The sequence below is a fragment of the Flavobacterium sp. GNP001 genome, assembly GCF_054343775.1.
The window spans coordinates 2127777-2143439 of record NZ_JBTGUX010000001.1 but is presented as its reverse complement, the minus strand read 5'-3'; the positions used below and the strand labels follow the sequence as shown (position 1 = coordinate 2143439).

General features: G+C 35.1%; 14 protein-coding genes and 1 riboswitch. Of the genes, 8 read left to right on the top strand and 6 right to left on the bottom strand.

Annotated elements, in window-relative coordinates; all coding sequences use genetic code 11:
* The first annotated feature begins 8 nt into the window (after positions 1–8).
* Positions 9–210: riboswitch (cobalamin riboswitch) on the top strand.
* 76 nt (positions 211–286) lie between these two features.
* Positions 287–2197 carry a TonB-dependent receptor plug domain-containing protein gene (locus ACXX8U_RS09045; RefSeq protein ID WP_458565571.1) on the top strand — a complete coding sequence of 637 codons (1911 nt, stop codon included), beginning with the start codon at positions 287–289 and terminating at the stop codon, positions 2195–2197.
* A gap of 77 nt (positions 2198–2274) precedes the next feature.
* On the opposite strand, the gene ACXX8U_RS09040 is transcribed toward ACXX8U_RS09045, so the two are convergent.
* Positions 2275–2895 (bottom strand): N-acetylmuramoyl-L-alanine amidase family protein, encoded by a 621-nt coding sequence (locus ACXX8U_RS09040; RefSeq protein ID WP_458565570.1) that lies wholly within the window; start codon positions 2893–2895, stop codon positions 2275–2277.
* 188 nt (positions 2896–3083) lie between these two features.
* A complete protein-coding gene (locus ACXX8U_RS09035) occupies positions 3084–4592 on the bottom strand; it encodes a GFO_1087 family putative carboxy terminal peptidase (protein WP_458565569.1) in 1509 nt (502 codons plus the stop codon).
* A 123-nt stretch (positions 4593–4715) separates the two neighbouring features.
* Here ACXX8U_RS09035 and ACXX8U_RS09030 point away from each other — a divergent pair, with 123 nt between their 5' ends.
* Genes ACXX8U_RS09030 through ACXX8U_RS09015 form a run of 4 tightly spaced genes read left to right on the top strand, consistent with a single transcriptional unit; the run spans position 4716 to position 6869 of the window.
* The gene (locus ACXX8U_RS09030) at positions 4716–5234 is read left to right on the top strand and encodes a GFO_1088 family ECF-type sigma factor (RefSeq protein ID WP_458565568.1); all 519 of its coding nucleotides are present in this window, start codon (positions 4716–4718) and stop codon (positions 5232–5234) included.
* Positions 5212–5694: a PG0215 family putative anti-sigma factor gene (locus ACXX8U_RS09025; RefSeq protein WP_458565567.1), complete on the top strand. Its 483-nt coding sequence runs from the start codon at positions 5212–5214 to the stop codon at positions 5692–5694. Before ACXX8U_RS09030 ends, ACXX8U_RS09025 begins: the two co-directional genes overlap by 23 nt.
* Before the next feature lie 49 nt (positions 5695–5743).
* Positions 5744–6334 carry a GFO_1090 family protein gene (locus ACXX8U_RS09020; protein ID WP_458565566.1) on the top strand — a complete coding sequence of 197 codons (591 nt, stop codon included), beginning with the start codon at positions 5744–5746 and terminating at the stop codon, positions 6332–6334.
* 1 nt (position 6335) lies between these two features.
* Positions 6336–6869, top strand: coding sequence for a GFO_1091 family lipoprotein (locus tag ACXX8U_RS09015; protein ID WP_458565565.1), 534 nt, complete (start codon positions 6336–6338; stop codon positions 6867–6869).
* A gap of 60 nt (positions 6870–6929) precedes the next feature.
* Here the strand turns inward: ACXX8U_RS09015 and ACXX8U_RS09010 are convergent, their stop codons facing one another.
* From ACXX8U_RS09010 to ACXX8U_RS08995, 4 genes are all read right to left on the bottom strand, one after another.
* Positions 6930–8534, bottom strand: coding sequence for a PepSY-associated TM helix domain-containing protein (locus ACXX8U_RS09010; protein WP_458565564.1), 1605 nt, complete (start codon positions 8532–8534; stop codon positions 6930–6932).
* Positions 8535–8634: 100 nt separating this feature from the next.
* Positions 8635–10782, bottom strand: a complete 2148-nt coding sequence (locus tag ACXX8U_RS09005) for a TonB-dependent receptor family protein (RefSeq protein WP_458565563.1) — start codon at positions 10780–10782, stop codon at positions 8635–8637.
* 226 nt (positions 10783–11008) lie between these two features.
* Positions 11009–11386: a hypothetical protein gene (locus ACXX8U_RS09000; protein ID WP_458565562.1), complete on the bottom strand. Its 378-nt coding sequence runs from the start codon at positions 11384–11386 to the stop codon at positions 11009–11011.
* Between the two features lie 183 nt (positions 11387–11569).
* Positions 11570–12076, bottom strand: coding sequence for a tetratricopeptide repeat protein (locus ACXX8U_RS08995; protein WP_458565561.1), 507 nt, complete (start codon positions 12074–12076; stop codon positions 11570–11572).
* A gap of 457 nt (positions 12077–12533) precedes the next feature.
* Between ACXX8U_RS08995 and ACXX8U_RS08990 the strand changes: the two genes are divergently transcribed.
* From ACXX8U_RS08990 to ACXX8U_RS08980, 3 genes are all read left to right on the top strand, one after another.
* Positions 12534–13775, top strand: a complete 1242-nt coding sequence (locus tag ACXX8U_RS08990; RefSeq protein ID WP_458565560.1) for a tyrosine-type recombinase/integrase — start codon at positions 12534–12536, stop codon at positions 13773–13775.
* 11 nt (positions 13776–13786) lie between these two features.
* The gene (locus ACXX8U_RS08985; protein WP_458565559.1) at positions 13787–14125 is read left to right on the top strand and encodes a helix-turn-helix domain-containing protein; all 339 of its coding nucleotides are present in this window, start codon (positions 13787–13789) and stop codon (positions 14123–14125) included.
* 497 nt (positions 14126–14622) lie between these two features.
* Positions 14623–15303 carry a hypothetical protein gene (locus tag ACXX8U_RS08980; RefSeq protein WP_458565558.1) on the top strand — a complete coding sequence of 227 codons (681 nt, stop codon included), beginning with the start codon at positions 14623–14625 and terminating at the stop codon, positions 15301–15303.
* Positions 15304–15663: the final 360 nt, after the last annotated feature.

The window sequence follows — 15663 nt, the reverse complement described above, 5'->3', positions numbered from 1 at the left end:
TAATTCTATATTTGTGCCCGTATTGAGGTTGTTATTGGTTCAGTTTGTTCCAATAGCATTAAAAGGGAATTAGGTTCAAAACCTAAGCTGTACCCGCAACTGTAAGCTACCAAGCTTGTTGTTATCTACAAAACCACTGCTCGCCGCGGCGAGTGGGAAGGTCAACAACAAGACGCAAGCCAGGAGACCTGCCTAATACATCGAGTATCAAACTTTCGGGAAAAAAGGTTTGGGTATGGGTAATTCTGTGCTTTTCTCCCAGTTATTAAAATTTTACATTTTTAAAATGAACAAAAAATTCATTCGCTTTAGTGCGCTTGCATTATTTTTTGCAGTGGGTGCGTATGCACAAGAACAAGAACCTCAAAAACTAGATGAGGTAGTAGTATCTGATTCAAAATTTGCTTTGGCTAAAGAAAAATCAGGAAAAGTAATTGTTAAAATCACCGCCGAAGATCTTAAAAAAAGAGCGGGACAGTCAGTAGCCTCGATTTTGAGTACTGTTGCTGGTGTTGAAATCAACGGAAACCAAAGCCGAATGGGTAAAGATTTAGGCCTTTACATTCGTGGCGGACGCAACCACCAAGTTTTGATTATGATAGATGGAGTTCCAGTAACCGATGCTTCTGGAATTAGTTTGTCTTACGATTTACGCCTTTTGCCAGTTGAGCAAATCGAAAGTATCGAGGTTTTAAAAGGAGCTTCAAGTACTTTGTACGGTTCTGGTGCTGCGACAGGAGTAATCAACATTACACTTAAAAAAGCAGCTAAAAAAGAAATCGCCGGAAATGCCTACGTGAATATGGGTTCACAAACAGCTGCTAAAATTGTCGATTACAGTTTACAAGATTTTAATCAAGGAATTGCAGTAAATGGTACTTCTAAAAAATTCAGTTATTTCACGGGACTAAATAGTACTGAAACAACTGGTATTTCTGAGGCACGTCCAGCTTCGAATGCTGCTGTTTTTGAAAACGATGCTTTTTCCCGTGTTAATGCAGTGGTGAAAGTGGGCTTCAAAGCAAATGATGCGTTTTCATTAGATTTTTTCTCTAATTATGATCGTTTGAAAAGCGATTTTGATTCAGGTTCATTTGCAGACAATAAAGATAATTTTAGCGTTTCTGAGCAGTTTAGAGTTGGGTTTACACCGAAATTGAAATATGCCAAAGGCGAATTAGTTTTGAATACAAGTGCAGGTTTGATTGAAAGAGGGATTTTTAATTTCGGGAGTTTAAGCAACTACAAATCCAGAAATGTCAATGCTGATTTATTCAACAAATACAATTTCAGCTCAGAGTTTTTCTTGGTAACTGGTGCGCAATTTCAGTTTCATGAAATGTCAAACGAAAGTCAGTTCGCTGTAATTCCAACTGAATTGGCAAAATTCAATATGATTGATCCTTATTTCACCTTAGTTTATAACGCTGAATTCGGACTAAACGTTAACGCTGGTGCACGTTATAACATGCACAGTAAATACGGAAATAACCTAGTTTACAATTTTAATCCGTCTTACAATGTGAGTTCAAATTTTAAAGTTTTGGCTTCATTTAGTACGGCATTTGTAACTCCAAGTTTGTACCAATTGTATTCTGAATACGGAAAATTAGATTTGGCACCAGAGAAAGATGCTACGGCTGAATTGGGTTTTGAAACTAGTGTTTTGAACAAAAAATTAGTAGTTAATGCTGTTGCTTTTCAACGTGAAGAGGAGGATGCTATCGGGTTTGATTTAATCGATTATAAATATTTTAATGTACTTGGTAAAAACAAGGCGCGCGGACTAGAGACTATGGTATCTTATGCTTTTTCAGATAAAGTAAAAGCTGCAGCTAACTATACCTTCACAGAATTAGAAAGACAGTCTCGAATTCTAAATCCAAAACATAAAGTAAACGCTACTCTTGATTACCAAGCTTCTTCTCGATTGGCATTTAATATGGTGTATCAATTTGTTTCGGACAGGGTTTTTGAATACACAACTTATCCTGCGCCAACTTTTGATCCGGTGCTCAATTCAGAAATTTTGAAAGATTATCAATTAGTGCATGTTAATGCACGTTATGATTTACTAAAGAATAGACTTCAAGTTTTTGGAGCTGTTGATAATATTTTTGATCGTGATTTTGTTGAGACTAGAGGGTATTCTACCAGAGGTCGAAACTTTAAAGTAGGTTTGAATTTCTTATTTTAAGATTATAAAATAGATTTTGTTTGAATTGGAAACGAAAAAGCGAGACTCAGTATTGATGATCTCGCTTTTTTATTTTTTTATTTTAATTCTGAAACAAAAGATAGAATTGTAGAGGCAATTTTTTCTTGCTGTTTTTCATCGGTCAGCATTGCTCTGTCTGCAGTATTAGAAAGATATCCTAATTCGATTAAAACGGCTGGTGCTGCTGACTTTTTTAAAATGAAAAAAGGTGCTTTTTTGATCTCGGTTGCACTGATAGCATTGTCTTTTTTGAATTTTTCTTGTAGCGCTTGGGCAATAGTGTGCGTTGTATCATTGTCTTTTGAAGTATTTGATACATAAAATTCCATTCCGGATTTCTCATTATTCGCACTTTGATTAATGTGAAGTGATAGCACTAAATCAGGCTTGATTTCATTGATCATTTTGGCTCGATCTGTTAATGATAAAAATTCATCCTCTTCTCTTGTTAAATGAATTACTACGTCTTGATTTTGGTTTAATGCTTTTATTTTTTGGGATATAGCAGCAACAATTTGCTTTTCTTTATAAAGGATAGAGCTTGCGCCAAAATCGCTTCCTCCATGCCCGGCATCAATAACTACATGAATTTGTTTATTGTTATTGAAATTAGGTTGCGTAAAGCTTAAACTTATTAGTGCAGTTAAAGCGACAAAATACGGAATTGCTTTTTTCATAGGTATGTTTTTTTGATGTTAGTATTTATAAACTTACAAAAAGTATTGTTTATTGTACGGTGAATCATTTTTTTATTTTTCAACTCTAAAAAATTTCAATTCCTAGTTATTTAAAATCGAAAATGCCACAACAAAAAAGAATGTTTCCTTTCTTGTTGTGGCATTTTAGATATGTTTGTGGTCGAAAATTATTTTTGCTCTAAAGCTTTCAATAAACCTTCAGGTGCTTTTTCAAGATACATTTGATTTTGAATTCCTTGCGTAGCTTTTTGATCCGTGATAAAACGAAGAGTTGAACCTGAATAATTTGAATTTATTCGGTTTGATGTTGTCGTTCTACCTGTAATTTTCGCAAAAGCTAAATCCAAAAGTGGTTCATTTGAAATCAATTCCTGTTTACTATTTATTGTTTGTAGTTCAGAATGGCCTAGTTCACCTAATTTTCTAACACTTTCTTTAAGCAAGAAATCGGGTTGTAAACCATTAAAGTAATCACCAAAGCCTACTGAATTTACAATTTTCAACACTAGTGGCTGCATTGCATAACGGTGTCTTGGATTTCTGTTTTCTTTACCAAAAGTTGGCGAATCGTATAAAGTGACTGATCCTACGTTTTTACCTACTGTCACATCTCCAATTTGAATCACATTGATGTGTGGTTCGAGCCCGTTTATTACCAATTCACTAGCCGATGCTGAGCTGGCAGAGGTAAGGATATATACTTTGGTCAAGTTTAAACTATTAATCGGCGTACTACCAATTTTATCGGTAAAAAGGTTGTTTAACGCATTTGGATCTTCGGCCTCAAAATAGTCGTTTATTTTTTTATTCCACTGCTGCTTAGCAAATATTTTACCTGTAAACTGTCCGGTTATCATACTTGCCAATCGTGTTGCTGTTTGCACTGAGCCACCACCATTGTAGCGCAAGTCAAGAACTAATTCCGTAACGCCTTGTGATTTTAAACTTGCAAATGCTGTATTCAACTGTTCATCAAAGTTAGAGAAAAAGCCATTGTACATTAAGTATCCAATTTTGTGTGGTCCTACGGTATATACCTTGTTAACTAAAATAGGATTCTCAGTCAAATCGGTTTTGGTTAAATTAACTGACTTACCATTGCTAGTAAAGTTTGCTGATGCTGGATCGGCCATATTCAGTGTGTAATTTTCATTTGCTCCAAATAATAAAGATTGGTAATTAGTAATGGTCAATGGTGTTCCATTTACACCAATAAAAATATCACCTCGTTTTATGTCTTTATTTGCAGCATCAGAATTTGGAACAATATATCGCACAAAACCAAGAATTTCAGTATTACTTCCTGGTTTGTAGCTTAAACCAAACTCGACACCGTTATTTTTAGTTGTTCCTTGAAGCTGTCCTTCTAGTTCTAGATAATCATCTACTATCCAACTAAAACGATCAATAGAAGGTGCTACACGTAGTGCATTGAATAAATCTTCTGGTTTATTGTAGTTTTGTAAAAAAGAATTGAGAGCATTTTGATTGGCAAACTTATCATCAGCTAGATTGGGTACATCAGCTTGCCATAAATAGTATTGATTCATTCCTTTCCAGATAAAATCTTGAACTTCAAGTCTTGTTGGTGTTGCTATATCATCATTGTCTTGACAGCCTTGAACAAAAAAGGCAGAGACAAAAGCGATTAGGGTGAGTTTAAAGTAGGTTTTCATAAATTTGGTTTAATTCTTTAATTAACGTAAAAATAATACCTTTAGTTTTATTTTACATTTTTTTGTTGCAAAAATAAATGTGAATCGTCTTCTTTTTGTAAACGGTCAAACAGCACCCTTAGTATGAACCAAAATGAATTTTTAACAGTCGTTTTACCCTTCAAAGACAAACTCTTTCGATTGGCCAAACGATTGTTGGTAAGTACCGAAGAAGCGGAAGATGCTACACAAGAAATTATGGTGAAGTTGTGGGTTAAGAATGACAACTTACAAACCTACAAAAGTACAGAGGCGATGGCTATGACAATGACCAAAAATTATTGCTTGGATCAGTTAAAAGCCAAGCGCTCCGGAAATCTACAATTAGTTCATACCAATTATACTGACGGAGCAGCGGGAGTTGAACAAACCGTTGAAGATACTGATAGCCTAGAATGGGTTAACAAAATAATGCTGCAGTTGCCTGAACAACAACGAGTAATTATTCAGTTGAGAGACATTGAGCAATATGATTTTGACGAAATGGCCGAAATTTTGAACATGAGCGAAAGTGCCATTCGCGTAGCGCTATCAAGAGCGCGTAAAACAATTAGAGAAAATATGACAAAAACACACAATTATGGAATGGAGCGAGATAGATAGTCTTTTAGAGAAATATTTTAACGGAGAAACTTCTTTAAGCGAAGAGCAGCAACTACGAGATTATTTTTCCACAGAGGTTCCTGCGCCACATTTGCAACAATACCAATCGCTTTTTGGATATTTTGATCAAGCAAAATTTGAAGAGTATCCTAAACAATTGCCAATTTTTACAACTGCAAAACCTGTCCGTAATAGAATGCTGTGGTGGTCAGCAGCAGCATCTGTTGTGGTGCTTCTAGGTTGGAGTACTTTTGCTTTATTGCAAACCACAGCACCTGAGCAATCAGATTTAGGTACTTACGAAGATCCTAAAGTGGCATTTGAGGCAACACAAAAGGCTTTATCAATGTTATCTAGTCAAGTAAATGTTGGCATAGAAAGTGTACAGTATATTGAAGAGTATCAAATTGCAAAAAATAAAGTTTTCAAGAAGCCTGTAACGAAACAGCAAGGCAGTTAAGTAAGAATTATAATTTAAGAATAAGTAATCACAAATACCCAATTATATCATGAAATCAATCAATCAAAAAGCGTTAGTTAACGCAAAAAATGGAGTTTCAATTCAAAAATCGTTTCGTAAAATAGCGCTTACGTTAGCCTTGTTCTTGGCTACAAGTTCGCTTTTTGCGCAATCGGTGTTTGATAAATTTGACGGACAGGATGATGTTACCTCGATCATTGTCAACAAAAAAATGTTCGACTTAATGAGCAAAGTTAAAATGGATGCATCCGATAAAGATACGCAGCAATATTTAGCTTTAATTAAAAAGTTAGACAACCTAAAAGTGTTTACAACCAAAAGTACTCGTGTAGAGGGCGAAATGAAACTTGCAGCTGAAAAATATGTAAAAACAGCAGGTCTTGAAGAGTTAATGCGTGTTAACGATAATGGCCGAAATGTAAAAATCATGGTAAAATCAGGGACAAGCGATACGCAAATACGTGAGCTGTTGATGTTTATTGAAGGTGCCAAAAACGAAGATACTGTTTTGATGTCCTTGACAGGAAATTTCGACTTGAATCAGCTTTCGGTTTTGACAGATAAAATGCGTATTCCGGGCGGTGACGACTTGAAAAAAGCAACTAAAGGTAAAAAGTAAGATGAAATTGCGATTCGGTATTCCCGTTGTAATGGCACTCTTTTTATGGAGTTGCAACAATGAATCTTCTTTGCAAAAGTATTTTGTAGAACATTCAGAAGATAAAAACTTTGTTGCCTTAGATGTTTCGCCTACTATTTTGAATGTGGATGCGAGCAAATTATCAGTCGCTCAAACGGAAGCCTTAAAATCTTTTGATAAGATGAATGTGTTGGCCTTTAAAGCAAATCCAACCAATAAAGCTGAGTTTGAAACAGAACGAGCAAAAGTCGATTTGATTTTAAAAGACAAAAAGTACCAGCAATTGATGAAATTCGGTTCAGGAAAAGAGGGTGCTTCGGTGAGTTTTGTAGGTACTGATGAGCACATTGATGAATTTATTTTGTACGGAAACAAAAAAGAAAACGGTTTTGTAGTTGTACGTGTTTTGGGCAAAGACATGAACCCGACGCACATTATGACCATGATGAGTGTGCTGCAACAATCAAAAATTGATATGGAACAGCTAAAACCTTTACAGCAATTGATGAAATAATTATTGCTACAAAAAAGTAAAGCGTCATGAACTCTTGTTTATGACGCTTTTTTTTGGCTTTTATTTTTTCTTTAGGAACAAAATCAATCCTAAAACACTCACGATTAAAATTGCAAGTGCGGCCAAAACCATTGCAGCATCACGTACATTTTTGCCCGCCCAATCTAAAAACAAAAATTTGTGTAGAATAGCAAAGGAATATCCTTCTCTTTTGTCTGCGTTTTCTACTTTTGCGGCTAATCTTGAGGTGGCAGTTTCTATAAAATAAGTAGTGTTTTCAGGTGTGTCATACGCCAATTTTACCACAGGAAGTCGCTTGTTCACAAAGCCATACTCACGACTTTCAAATTCGTAAATGGTTTTCGTTTCAACCAATTTTGCGTTTTGTAAAGAAGTTTCAGGTTCATCAGTTTCAGGGATCATTTCGCAGCAAGCGGCTTTTGGCGCACCATCAGTAAAATAATGGGCTAAAAATTCAGCATATTTCACATCTAGAATAGGCGCTATGCGATTAGTTTGTGCGTTGATGTAAACAATTTCTAGTGGTTGTTTGTCTTTCTTTGCCCATTTTGACTCGGGTGAACTGATGGCTGTGTTGGTCTTTGTTACTTGCTTGGGAAGCAGTTGGCAACGGTAGTACAAACTGTCTTGAAAAGCAACTATACTCGCATTTTCAAACCGACTCCAATCTAGTTTTAAATCAGTAAGTGAAGTTGTAAGTGCTTCGGTTTTAAAGCTAGGTTCGTATACCATTTGCGATAGCGTGTACGGGTCCCATTTGGTAGTGGCGTGATAAGCACCGCTAAAAGCAAAGGTTAAAGTAAACAGTGAAATCCAAATTCCGATTTGTCGGTGGTATCGACGAATGCCTTTTTTGGGAGCAAGCGCATCACTTTTTTTGAATTGTTTCCAGAAAAGCCCGTAAATCAAGAGTCCGCTTATTGCTGAAAAGGAGATCACAGACAAAATTAAAATCATGATTATGATGCGCAAACTGTTATTAGAAATCGCATCAATAAAGGACCAATTGTGAAAGGTATCGAAGAACCAAATAAAAATTTGTCGCGATTTCGGGTTGAAAGTCGCTAGTTTACTTGAGGCTGTTTCTACATAAACTTGCATGGCATCGTCACGATCAAAACTTATTTGGTATACGGGCAAGTAGCGGTTCACGTACTTGTATTGCGTTGTAAATTCAGTGAGGACTTTGCTGTTTGAATTGCTGCTGCTGCTGTCTTGTAAAAAGTAACGCGCTAGAACTTCGGCGTATTTTTGATCACCGTTTTCAAGTTTTTGAGCCGTGGCTGCATCAAAATAGAGTAGGGCTCCTGATTCGGTTTTTACTTGATAATAGGTTTTGTCGTTCAGACTGACTAGACGAAAGTTTTTGAACGTTTTGAGCTGGTTTTTTTGTAAAACCTCTTTCAACGACAATGGCAATTGACTCTGATTAATGGCGGTTTGAGGTAGTTCTTGATTGGCGATTTCAGGTTTAAAAAAATGCGCCATAAACGGATGCATGACGCCTGAAAGTGTCCAAAAGATAACGGGAATAATGGTGATAATGGCCAAAGTACGGTGCCACGCGTAGACGTGCTGCTTGATTTTTTTGATCCATTTGGAATCTTTTTTTCGTGTAGATGCCTTTTGATTTTCTTTTTTCATTTTGTGTGTTTTTTAGCCCGGATAGGAGCGATATCCTTTTTTGAGGCCTTTTTTTGGCCTCAAAAAAGATAAAGCGGATAGCCGGATAAGCTCCTGATAATTATTTTTTTAATGATAAGTTGTACTGCAATCCCATCATTAAAATGCGGGGTGCGGCGGCGGTATACGTAGCCTGATCAATTTCGGCATTGCCTCTAGAAACATTGGTAGCATACAATTTATCGGTCAAGTTCATGATATTTGTGAAAATTTCAACTTGTTTGTAGCGGTAGCCCAAACGAGCGTTGAAAATGGTGTAGCCTGCGGAGGAAACGGTATTTATTTGGTTTTGAAACCAGCTCGAAACGTACTGGCATTCTAGTGCTGCACGGAAGTTCGGGAACCATTTTGGGTAGTAATTGAGCTCAGCATTAGCGATCCATAGTGGTGCGCTAGGCATGTCAAAGCCGTCGAGTTTTTGAACCGCATCGGTGCTTCGTCTGGAAACGGTAAAGTCGATAAATTCGTGGCGCGCGTAGGTTCCGCCAAGGCGAAATGCAAGCTGTAAGGACGGATTGTATTGTAGTCCAAGTTCAATTCCTCTATGGCTTGTTTTTCCGGCTGATTGGGTATCGGTTGAATTATCTGGTTGGCGAATGCTCAATAATTCATTGCGACCATCAAGTATATACACGGCAAAATCTAGTGTCAATTTGTTTTTTAGTAAATTGCTATAACCGCCAATTTCGTAGTTTGAAAAATGTGCCGCATCAAGATCAGTGTAAAATTGTACGGGTGTAACTCCAGGTTTTGGACGGAATAAAGTGGTCACCGAAGGTGGAGAGAATCCTTGAGAATAATTAGCATAAAACCCAACATTAGTAAGCGGATTGTAATTGATGCCCGCTTTAAAAGTCAGCTGATCATAAGTTTTGGCTCCCGAAGTAGCATTGATGTTATTGATGTAATCAATTTTGATGTAGTCGTAGCGCGCGCCTGTGGTTACCGTTACTTTTGGAAGTGGTGCAAAGCTGTATTGTAAATAGCCCGAATTGTTGTAAATGGTAGCATTGTAATTTGAAATGCGTAAATCAGGACGAATTTCTAAAATTTGATACTTGTTGACCGTCTTTCCATCAGGATTTCGGTTGGCTTGTAGTTTAATTTGGTGCGAAAAATACTCGTTTGGTGACCTATCGTAAGTAGTTCCGGCGATTAGTTTAGAGTTTAAAAATGAAAATCCTTGCGTGTGCTGCGCTACTATTCCGTAACTTTTAAAATCGTTCGAATTGATTTCGCCAGTTGCTTTTGTAGGATCGTTGGTTGCTGATGGTGTGGGATTCCATCGAATGCCGTAACTTGGATTTTGTCCTAATTTATTGTCTCGATGGTAAACAGTTACAACGGTTTGGCTGTTCTCAGACCACTCTTTTTCAAGTGTTAAACGGCTGCGTAATGCATCTGATTTTCGGTAGGTAAAATCGGTTGTACTTTTGTAGGAGCGACTTTTAAAGTCTTGTTCGTTTACGCTGCCCGTCATATCCGAGTAATATTGCCCATAAAAAGTACTGCTGATCAAGCGGAGACTGCTACTAAAATTATATTGGAATTTAGCGTTCAAATTGTTTTTGTTGTAATCAGAAAAAGTGAGCCAACTGTTAGTTTGGTCAGTGCTAGCGCCCGCAATAGCAAACGAAAATTTACCAACGGTAGCGCTCCCAAAGGCTTGCAGGTTGCGGTAGCCGTATTGATCTGCCTGAATACCTACTTTAAACTCAGGATCGCGACTTGGTTTTACGGTGATAAAATTTATGGTTCCGCCCACAGCCTCTGGACCGTACAGCGATGAGGCGGGTCCTTTGATCACTTCTAGATTCTGTAAATTAAACGGATTCATTTCAAGCAAAGCATTGTGGTTGAAAACGCCGAGTGGTCGAATTGGTAAACCGTCTTCGAGATACAAATAATACGGACTCAAACCCATAGGCTGCCTGATTGACATTCCGTGTTGCTCGTTGCCCAGATTTGTCATTATTACCCCAGGTGTTTTATTCACAATTTCGAAAGCAGAAGTTGCTTTAGTTTCTTGAATGAGTTTTGTAGATAGTTTAGTAATTGCTACTGGCACCTCACTTCGTTTGGCTTTGCCACGATTGGCAGTAATTACTACTTCGTTTAGGTTTTCTACGGTGCTGCTATCTACTGCAGCAGTTTTTTGTGCATAGGTATATTGTAACGCCAAAAGCATTACAAAAATCAATTTTTTCATTTTGTTTGAAAGGTGTAAATATCTTATTTCAGTGAAAATTTAACCCAGAATCCTCATTTAATTAAGTTATGAAACTGAATTAGCTGATATTGGGTTCAAAATGTTTGCAAAGCTAGAGAGCAGCAAACAAAGCACGAAAGATCAAGACGCGGTTAGTGCCTACACAATATTGTAAAACGAAATAGGCAACATAAGGTGCATTTCGTTCTAAAACAGATTGATCTTTTTAAATGAAATAAGCGGGAGGACGAAAGGTGTAAGCCGAAAAGGAAATCGGTTTACGGTTTACAACAGTTTCAGTTTTTGTTGTACTAACGATAAGTTGTACCAACTCGTATGAAGTACTTAGTAACTCTTGCACGTACACCACATCAACTTTTTCTTTGAGGGTGTTTTGCATACTTTTTTCATTATCAGTGTAGCGTTTTAGGCTTTTTTGCAGTTCGCATCGGCCGTTACAACTATTAAAAACCATTTTGCGTTGTACGCAAATGGTTTTTGCAATTTCTTCTTGCTGAAGTTTAAAGTTCAAATACGTAAATGAGCTGCCAAAAGAGGGCAGGAGTAAAATAAAAGAAAGTATGTAGATACTGAACTTTTTCAAAGGGGGTATTTTGATTTTGCAAAAGTACTTGTTCCTTTAGAATAATAAATAGCTCAGATGTTAAATTTTGAAAGTGAAAATAATTAGGTATTGTATTGTTTTAAAAGACAAGCTGTTTCTTGAGATTTAAAAAAAATGACCTACTATTAAGTAAGTCATTTTTATAGAAAAGCTTTTAAAAGCTTATTTACAAAAGGTTTTTTTGTTTTTCACGGCACTTTGACTACCGAGTTGAATGGCTTTTGTAAAATCAGCACAAGCATTTTTGGTGTTTTTTGAATGGTAATTAGCCAAACCTCGTAGATTATAAGCAATGTAATCTTTCGCATTCATGTTAATGGCCGTGGTGCAATCTTGAATGGTAGTTTTATAATCTTTTGCTTTATAGCTAATATCAGCACGGGTGGTAAAAGCATCAGCTCGTTGTGGCTCTATTTTTATAGTTATGTTCACATCGCTCAAGGCTCCATTTATGTCTCCTAATTTTTGTTTTAAAAGTGCTCTGTTGAGATAAGCTGAGGCAAACAAAGGATCAATTTTGATAGCTTTTGTATAATCGTCAATAGCTCCTTTTGAATTTCCTGCTTCTGCTTTTTTGATGGCTTTGTCAAACAAGGCATAAGCAGCGGGATCTTGGCTCCAGCCTACGTAGGGACTTAATAAAATGGCAAGTAAAAATATTTTTTTCATGAGGATTGGCACAGTTTGGGTTTTCTTTTTTGGATTATTTTCTAATTGCAATAAAAGTACATTTATTACTGAAAGTATACAACGATTTTATGCTTGGTTTATTATTGTTTTTATCAGTTAGTTTTAAAAATATGAAGTAAAAATCGGAAATACTTTTTATTCGATGGTAAGAACATTATCGAGGATTATGATTTTGAGAAATGCTTTTGTAGAAGATTTTTTTCGAATTTTATTTCTTGTCTTTCATTTGGGTACAGAAAGGTTTGAAACAAAAAAAATCCCATCAAGATGGGATTTAAAATTTTAAAGTGACCACGGTGGGACTAGGTTTTTATTACTATTTATTACCAAATAGCGCTATTTTGTCCCTCTTAAATATATTATATTATTATTTAATTGTATTTAATTATACTTAGTACTATATTTGTTGGGAAAATACAGGGAAAATACAGGGAAAATGAATGTTAGGATAATAATAAAAAGTAATAATTTGTACTGCAGATTGACCGCTGGCAGACAAATTGATATTTCTAAAAAAATCGGAATTTCTATTCCAACGGAGCATTGGGATTCAGTCAAACAAAAGATTAAGAACTCCTATAAATTGCCAAACAAAGATAAGATTAACGCGAAATTATTTTTGTTAAAATCCAAGATAACTGACAAGTATAACTTCGACAATATTAACGGAGAAGTCATCGATGGTATTTGGTTGGAAAAAGCAATAGACGAAGCTTTTGGTCGAGTTCCAATAACTGCAGGTAAAATTGAAACATGGAAGATTTATCTCCTTGATTTTTGTAAACATTGGTTGAAAAATGAATCTACAAAGATAAATGCAACCGCACGTCAGCAATATACTGTTTTTGTCGATTTGCATCTGACAAATTATCTCAAAGAAAAAAGTCTAAGTAAAATAAAAATCAAAGAGGTAACGAATAAAACTATTGAGGATTTTATTGATTATTTGCTTGGTAAGAACTATTCTTCTGATACAGTAAAACGACATGCAAATCGTTTTAAATTTTTTCTTAACCGAGCTGAAAACATGAACTTACAAGTAAATAGAAATTACAAAGAGTCAGTAAAAGTCAGCAAAGAAACGGAAATTGTAAAAGAAATTTATCTTAATGAAGATGAAATTGAAAGAATTTATAAACTAGATTATTCAGACAACATTACACTAGACAACATCCGTGATAACTTCATTATTGGATTATGTACAGGGCTCCGTGTTAGCGATTTTAATAACAATTTGAACCAGTCTAATATAGTAGATGGTTTCATTGAAATTAAGACCAAAAAAACAGGCACTGCAGTAGCTATTCCGCTCCATAAATACATTGTTGAAATTCTAAAAAAACGAAACGGTAATTTACCCAAAAAAGTTAACGATGCTCAATTTAACGAATCGATTAAGGATGTATGTCGAGACGCCAAAATAAATGAAACTACCAAAGGTCTAGTATTTGACAAAGCTACTAAGCGCAACAAATTAGACTATTATGAAAAGTACAAATTGGTATCTTCTCATATTTGCAGACGATCCTTTGCAACTAACTTATTCGGAAAGGTGCCAAACTATGTAATTCAAGCAGTTGGCGGATGGGCTACTGAAAAGATGATGCTGCACTATATTAAGAAATCAAACCGAGAGCAAGCAGAGGAGCTAAAAAAATATTGGGAAGAACAAAACTAAAAATGAACACAATGGAAGAAATTATTACAGACGGCCAAAAAATTCAAACAATACTCGATGAATTAGGAATGTCATCATACAGAATGACACAAGAATTAGAACTTTCTTCGGGAGCACTTTATCATATTCTTTCGGGTAAAAACAAACTTTCTAAAAACGTGATCGACAAAATCTGCAATACTTATCCGGAGGTCAATAAAAAATTCCTTGTAAAAGGCATTGGCGAGCCGATCATCGAAAAAAGTCCAATTAAAGAGGCAGAATACATATTCGTTAAGAAACAAGACCTCGAAGATATCAAAACCGACATCAAAAAACTGTACGAAATCATAAAAAAAATAGATAAATAGCAAATTATTTTTTGTCCAAAAACTATACAAAAAAAACAGACTTTACCATCCCCCTTCCTGTTTCAGCTATGAATGTAAAACATTTCCAAGCCCGGAGAGTATTGGCTTTTTTTAGATTTTTTTCTTTTTAGGATTCTGTTTTACCTTCTTTTTTTATTGTCTAATAACTATACAAATAAATTATTTTTTTATACTTTTTATTATTTTTAATTTATTTTGTTTGAAATTATTCTATAGCTTTGTAATTCAAAACGAGGCGGAACTCGGTTTGAATATCGGGTTCTATAATCGTTGAAAAACAATTTTTATTCCCTAAAACCTTTAGCTATCCGCCTCGCTAAAGGTTTTTTTTTGCAAAAAAATCAAGAACGTCAGTTTACATTTTGATTTAACAGTAAAGATCAAATTAGGACTGAGATTTACCTTATCGCAGTAGAGTAATCCAAAAAGTAATATAAAAATAAACTATAAATCATATAATTGTAATAATTAAGAAAATGGAAAATAAAGATCAGAAAGCAACCGACAAAATTGAAAATACAAAAAGAGTTTCAACAGAAAAAGAAGTGTTATTTCGCGGAACCTTAAATCCAATCCACAGTCAAACAGATCTCGACGTTCAATACAGAAAAGGCCAAAGATGTTTAAGGTTATCTGACTTATATGTTTTATCCAAAGCATATCATAAGTATCACGTATTCTACCTTGGTAAATATGTATTAAATCATAGTAAAGAATACAATTCATGTGAAAGTACTTCAATGCTAATGAATACAATTTTTAATTTAGAAACAACTCCTGCCGATTTCATCCAAACACAAGATGAGGCAACAAATGAGTTGATAGAATATTATCAAGATTATCAAAGTTTTTTAGATAAAAGCCATTTAGATAAACAAGTATTAGATGCGTTTTGCAAAGCATATGAACATAATTTTGGAACAATGCTCAAAATAAACTCTGTTACATTTATTTTTCAAGTAGAAGCGCTGTTAGAATATAATATAGGACTAATAACAAAAAAAGAATTGCACGAACGTTTAGTTGACTATTGTATTTTTTCTCAAAGGACAAAAAAACTTAATACTAGTGTATTTAAAAAAACAATCCACTCCATAGAAAAATTGTACAGCGAAATACTGAATAAAAGAGCTGTAAGGCAAAGGAAGAAAGTATAAATAAAAAATTTAACTACAACGGTAACAATGTTACATTCAAAAAAGGAATTGGTTGTGCGAAGTTATCGGTTATCCAAACAGCAAAATCATTTTGCAAAAAAAAACTCAATGATTGTTTAAAACTAGTCAAACAATTGAATTGATTGACGCTTAACCCTTTGGTGCAAAATTCGTCATGATTTATTTAGCCAGAATATTAAGCGGACTGACGTCGAATTCATTTACAAAGTACTAGCTACCTAAAAAAATGTAGAAATCTAATTTGAAGCAAAAAAAAATAACAAAACAAAAAAAGGTAAACTATGCTGGAACATAACAATAACCGGATAAATTCTCTCACCAGAAATTTAAAAGTTACTA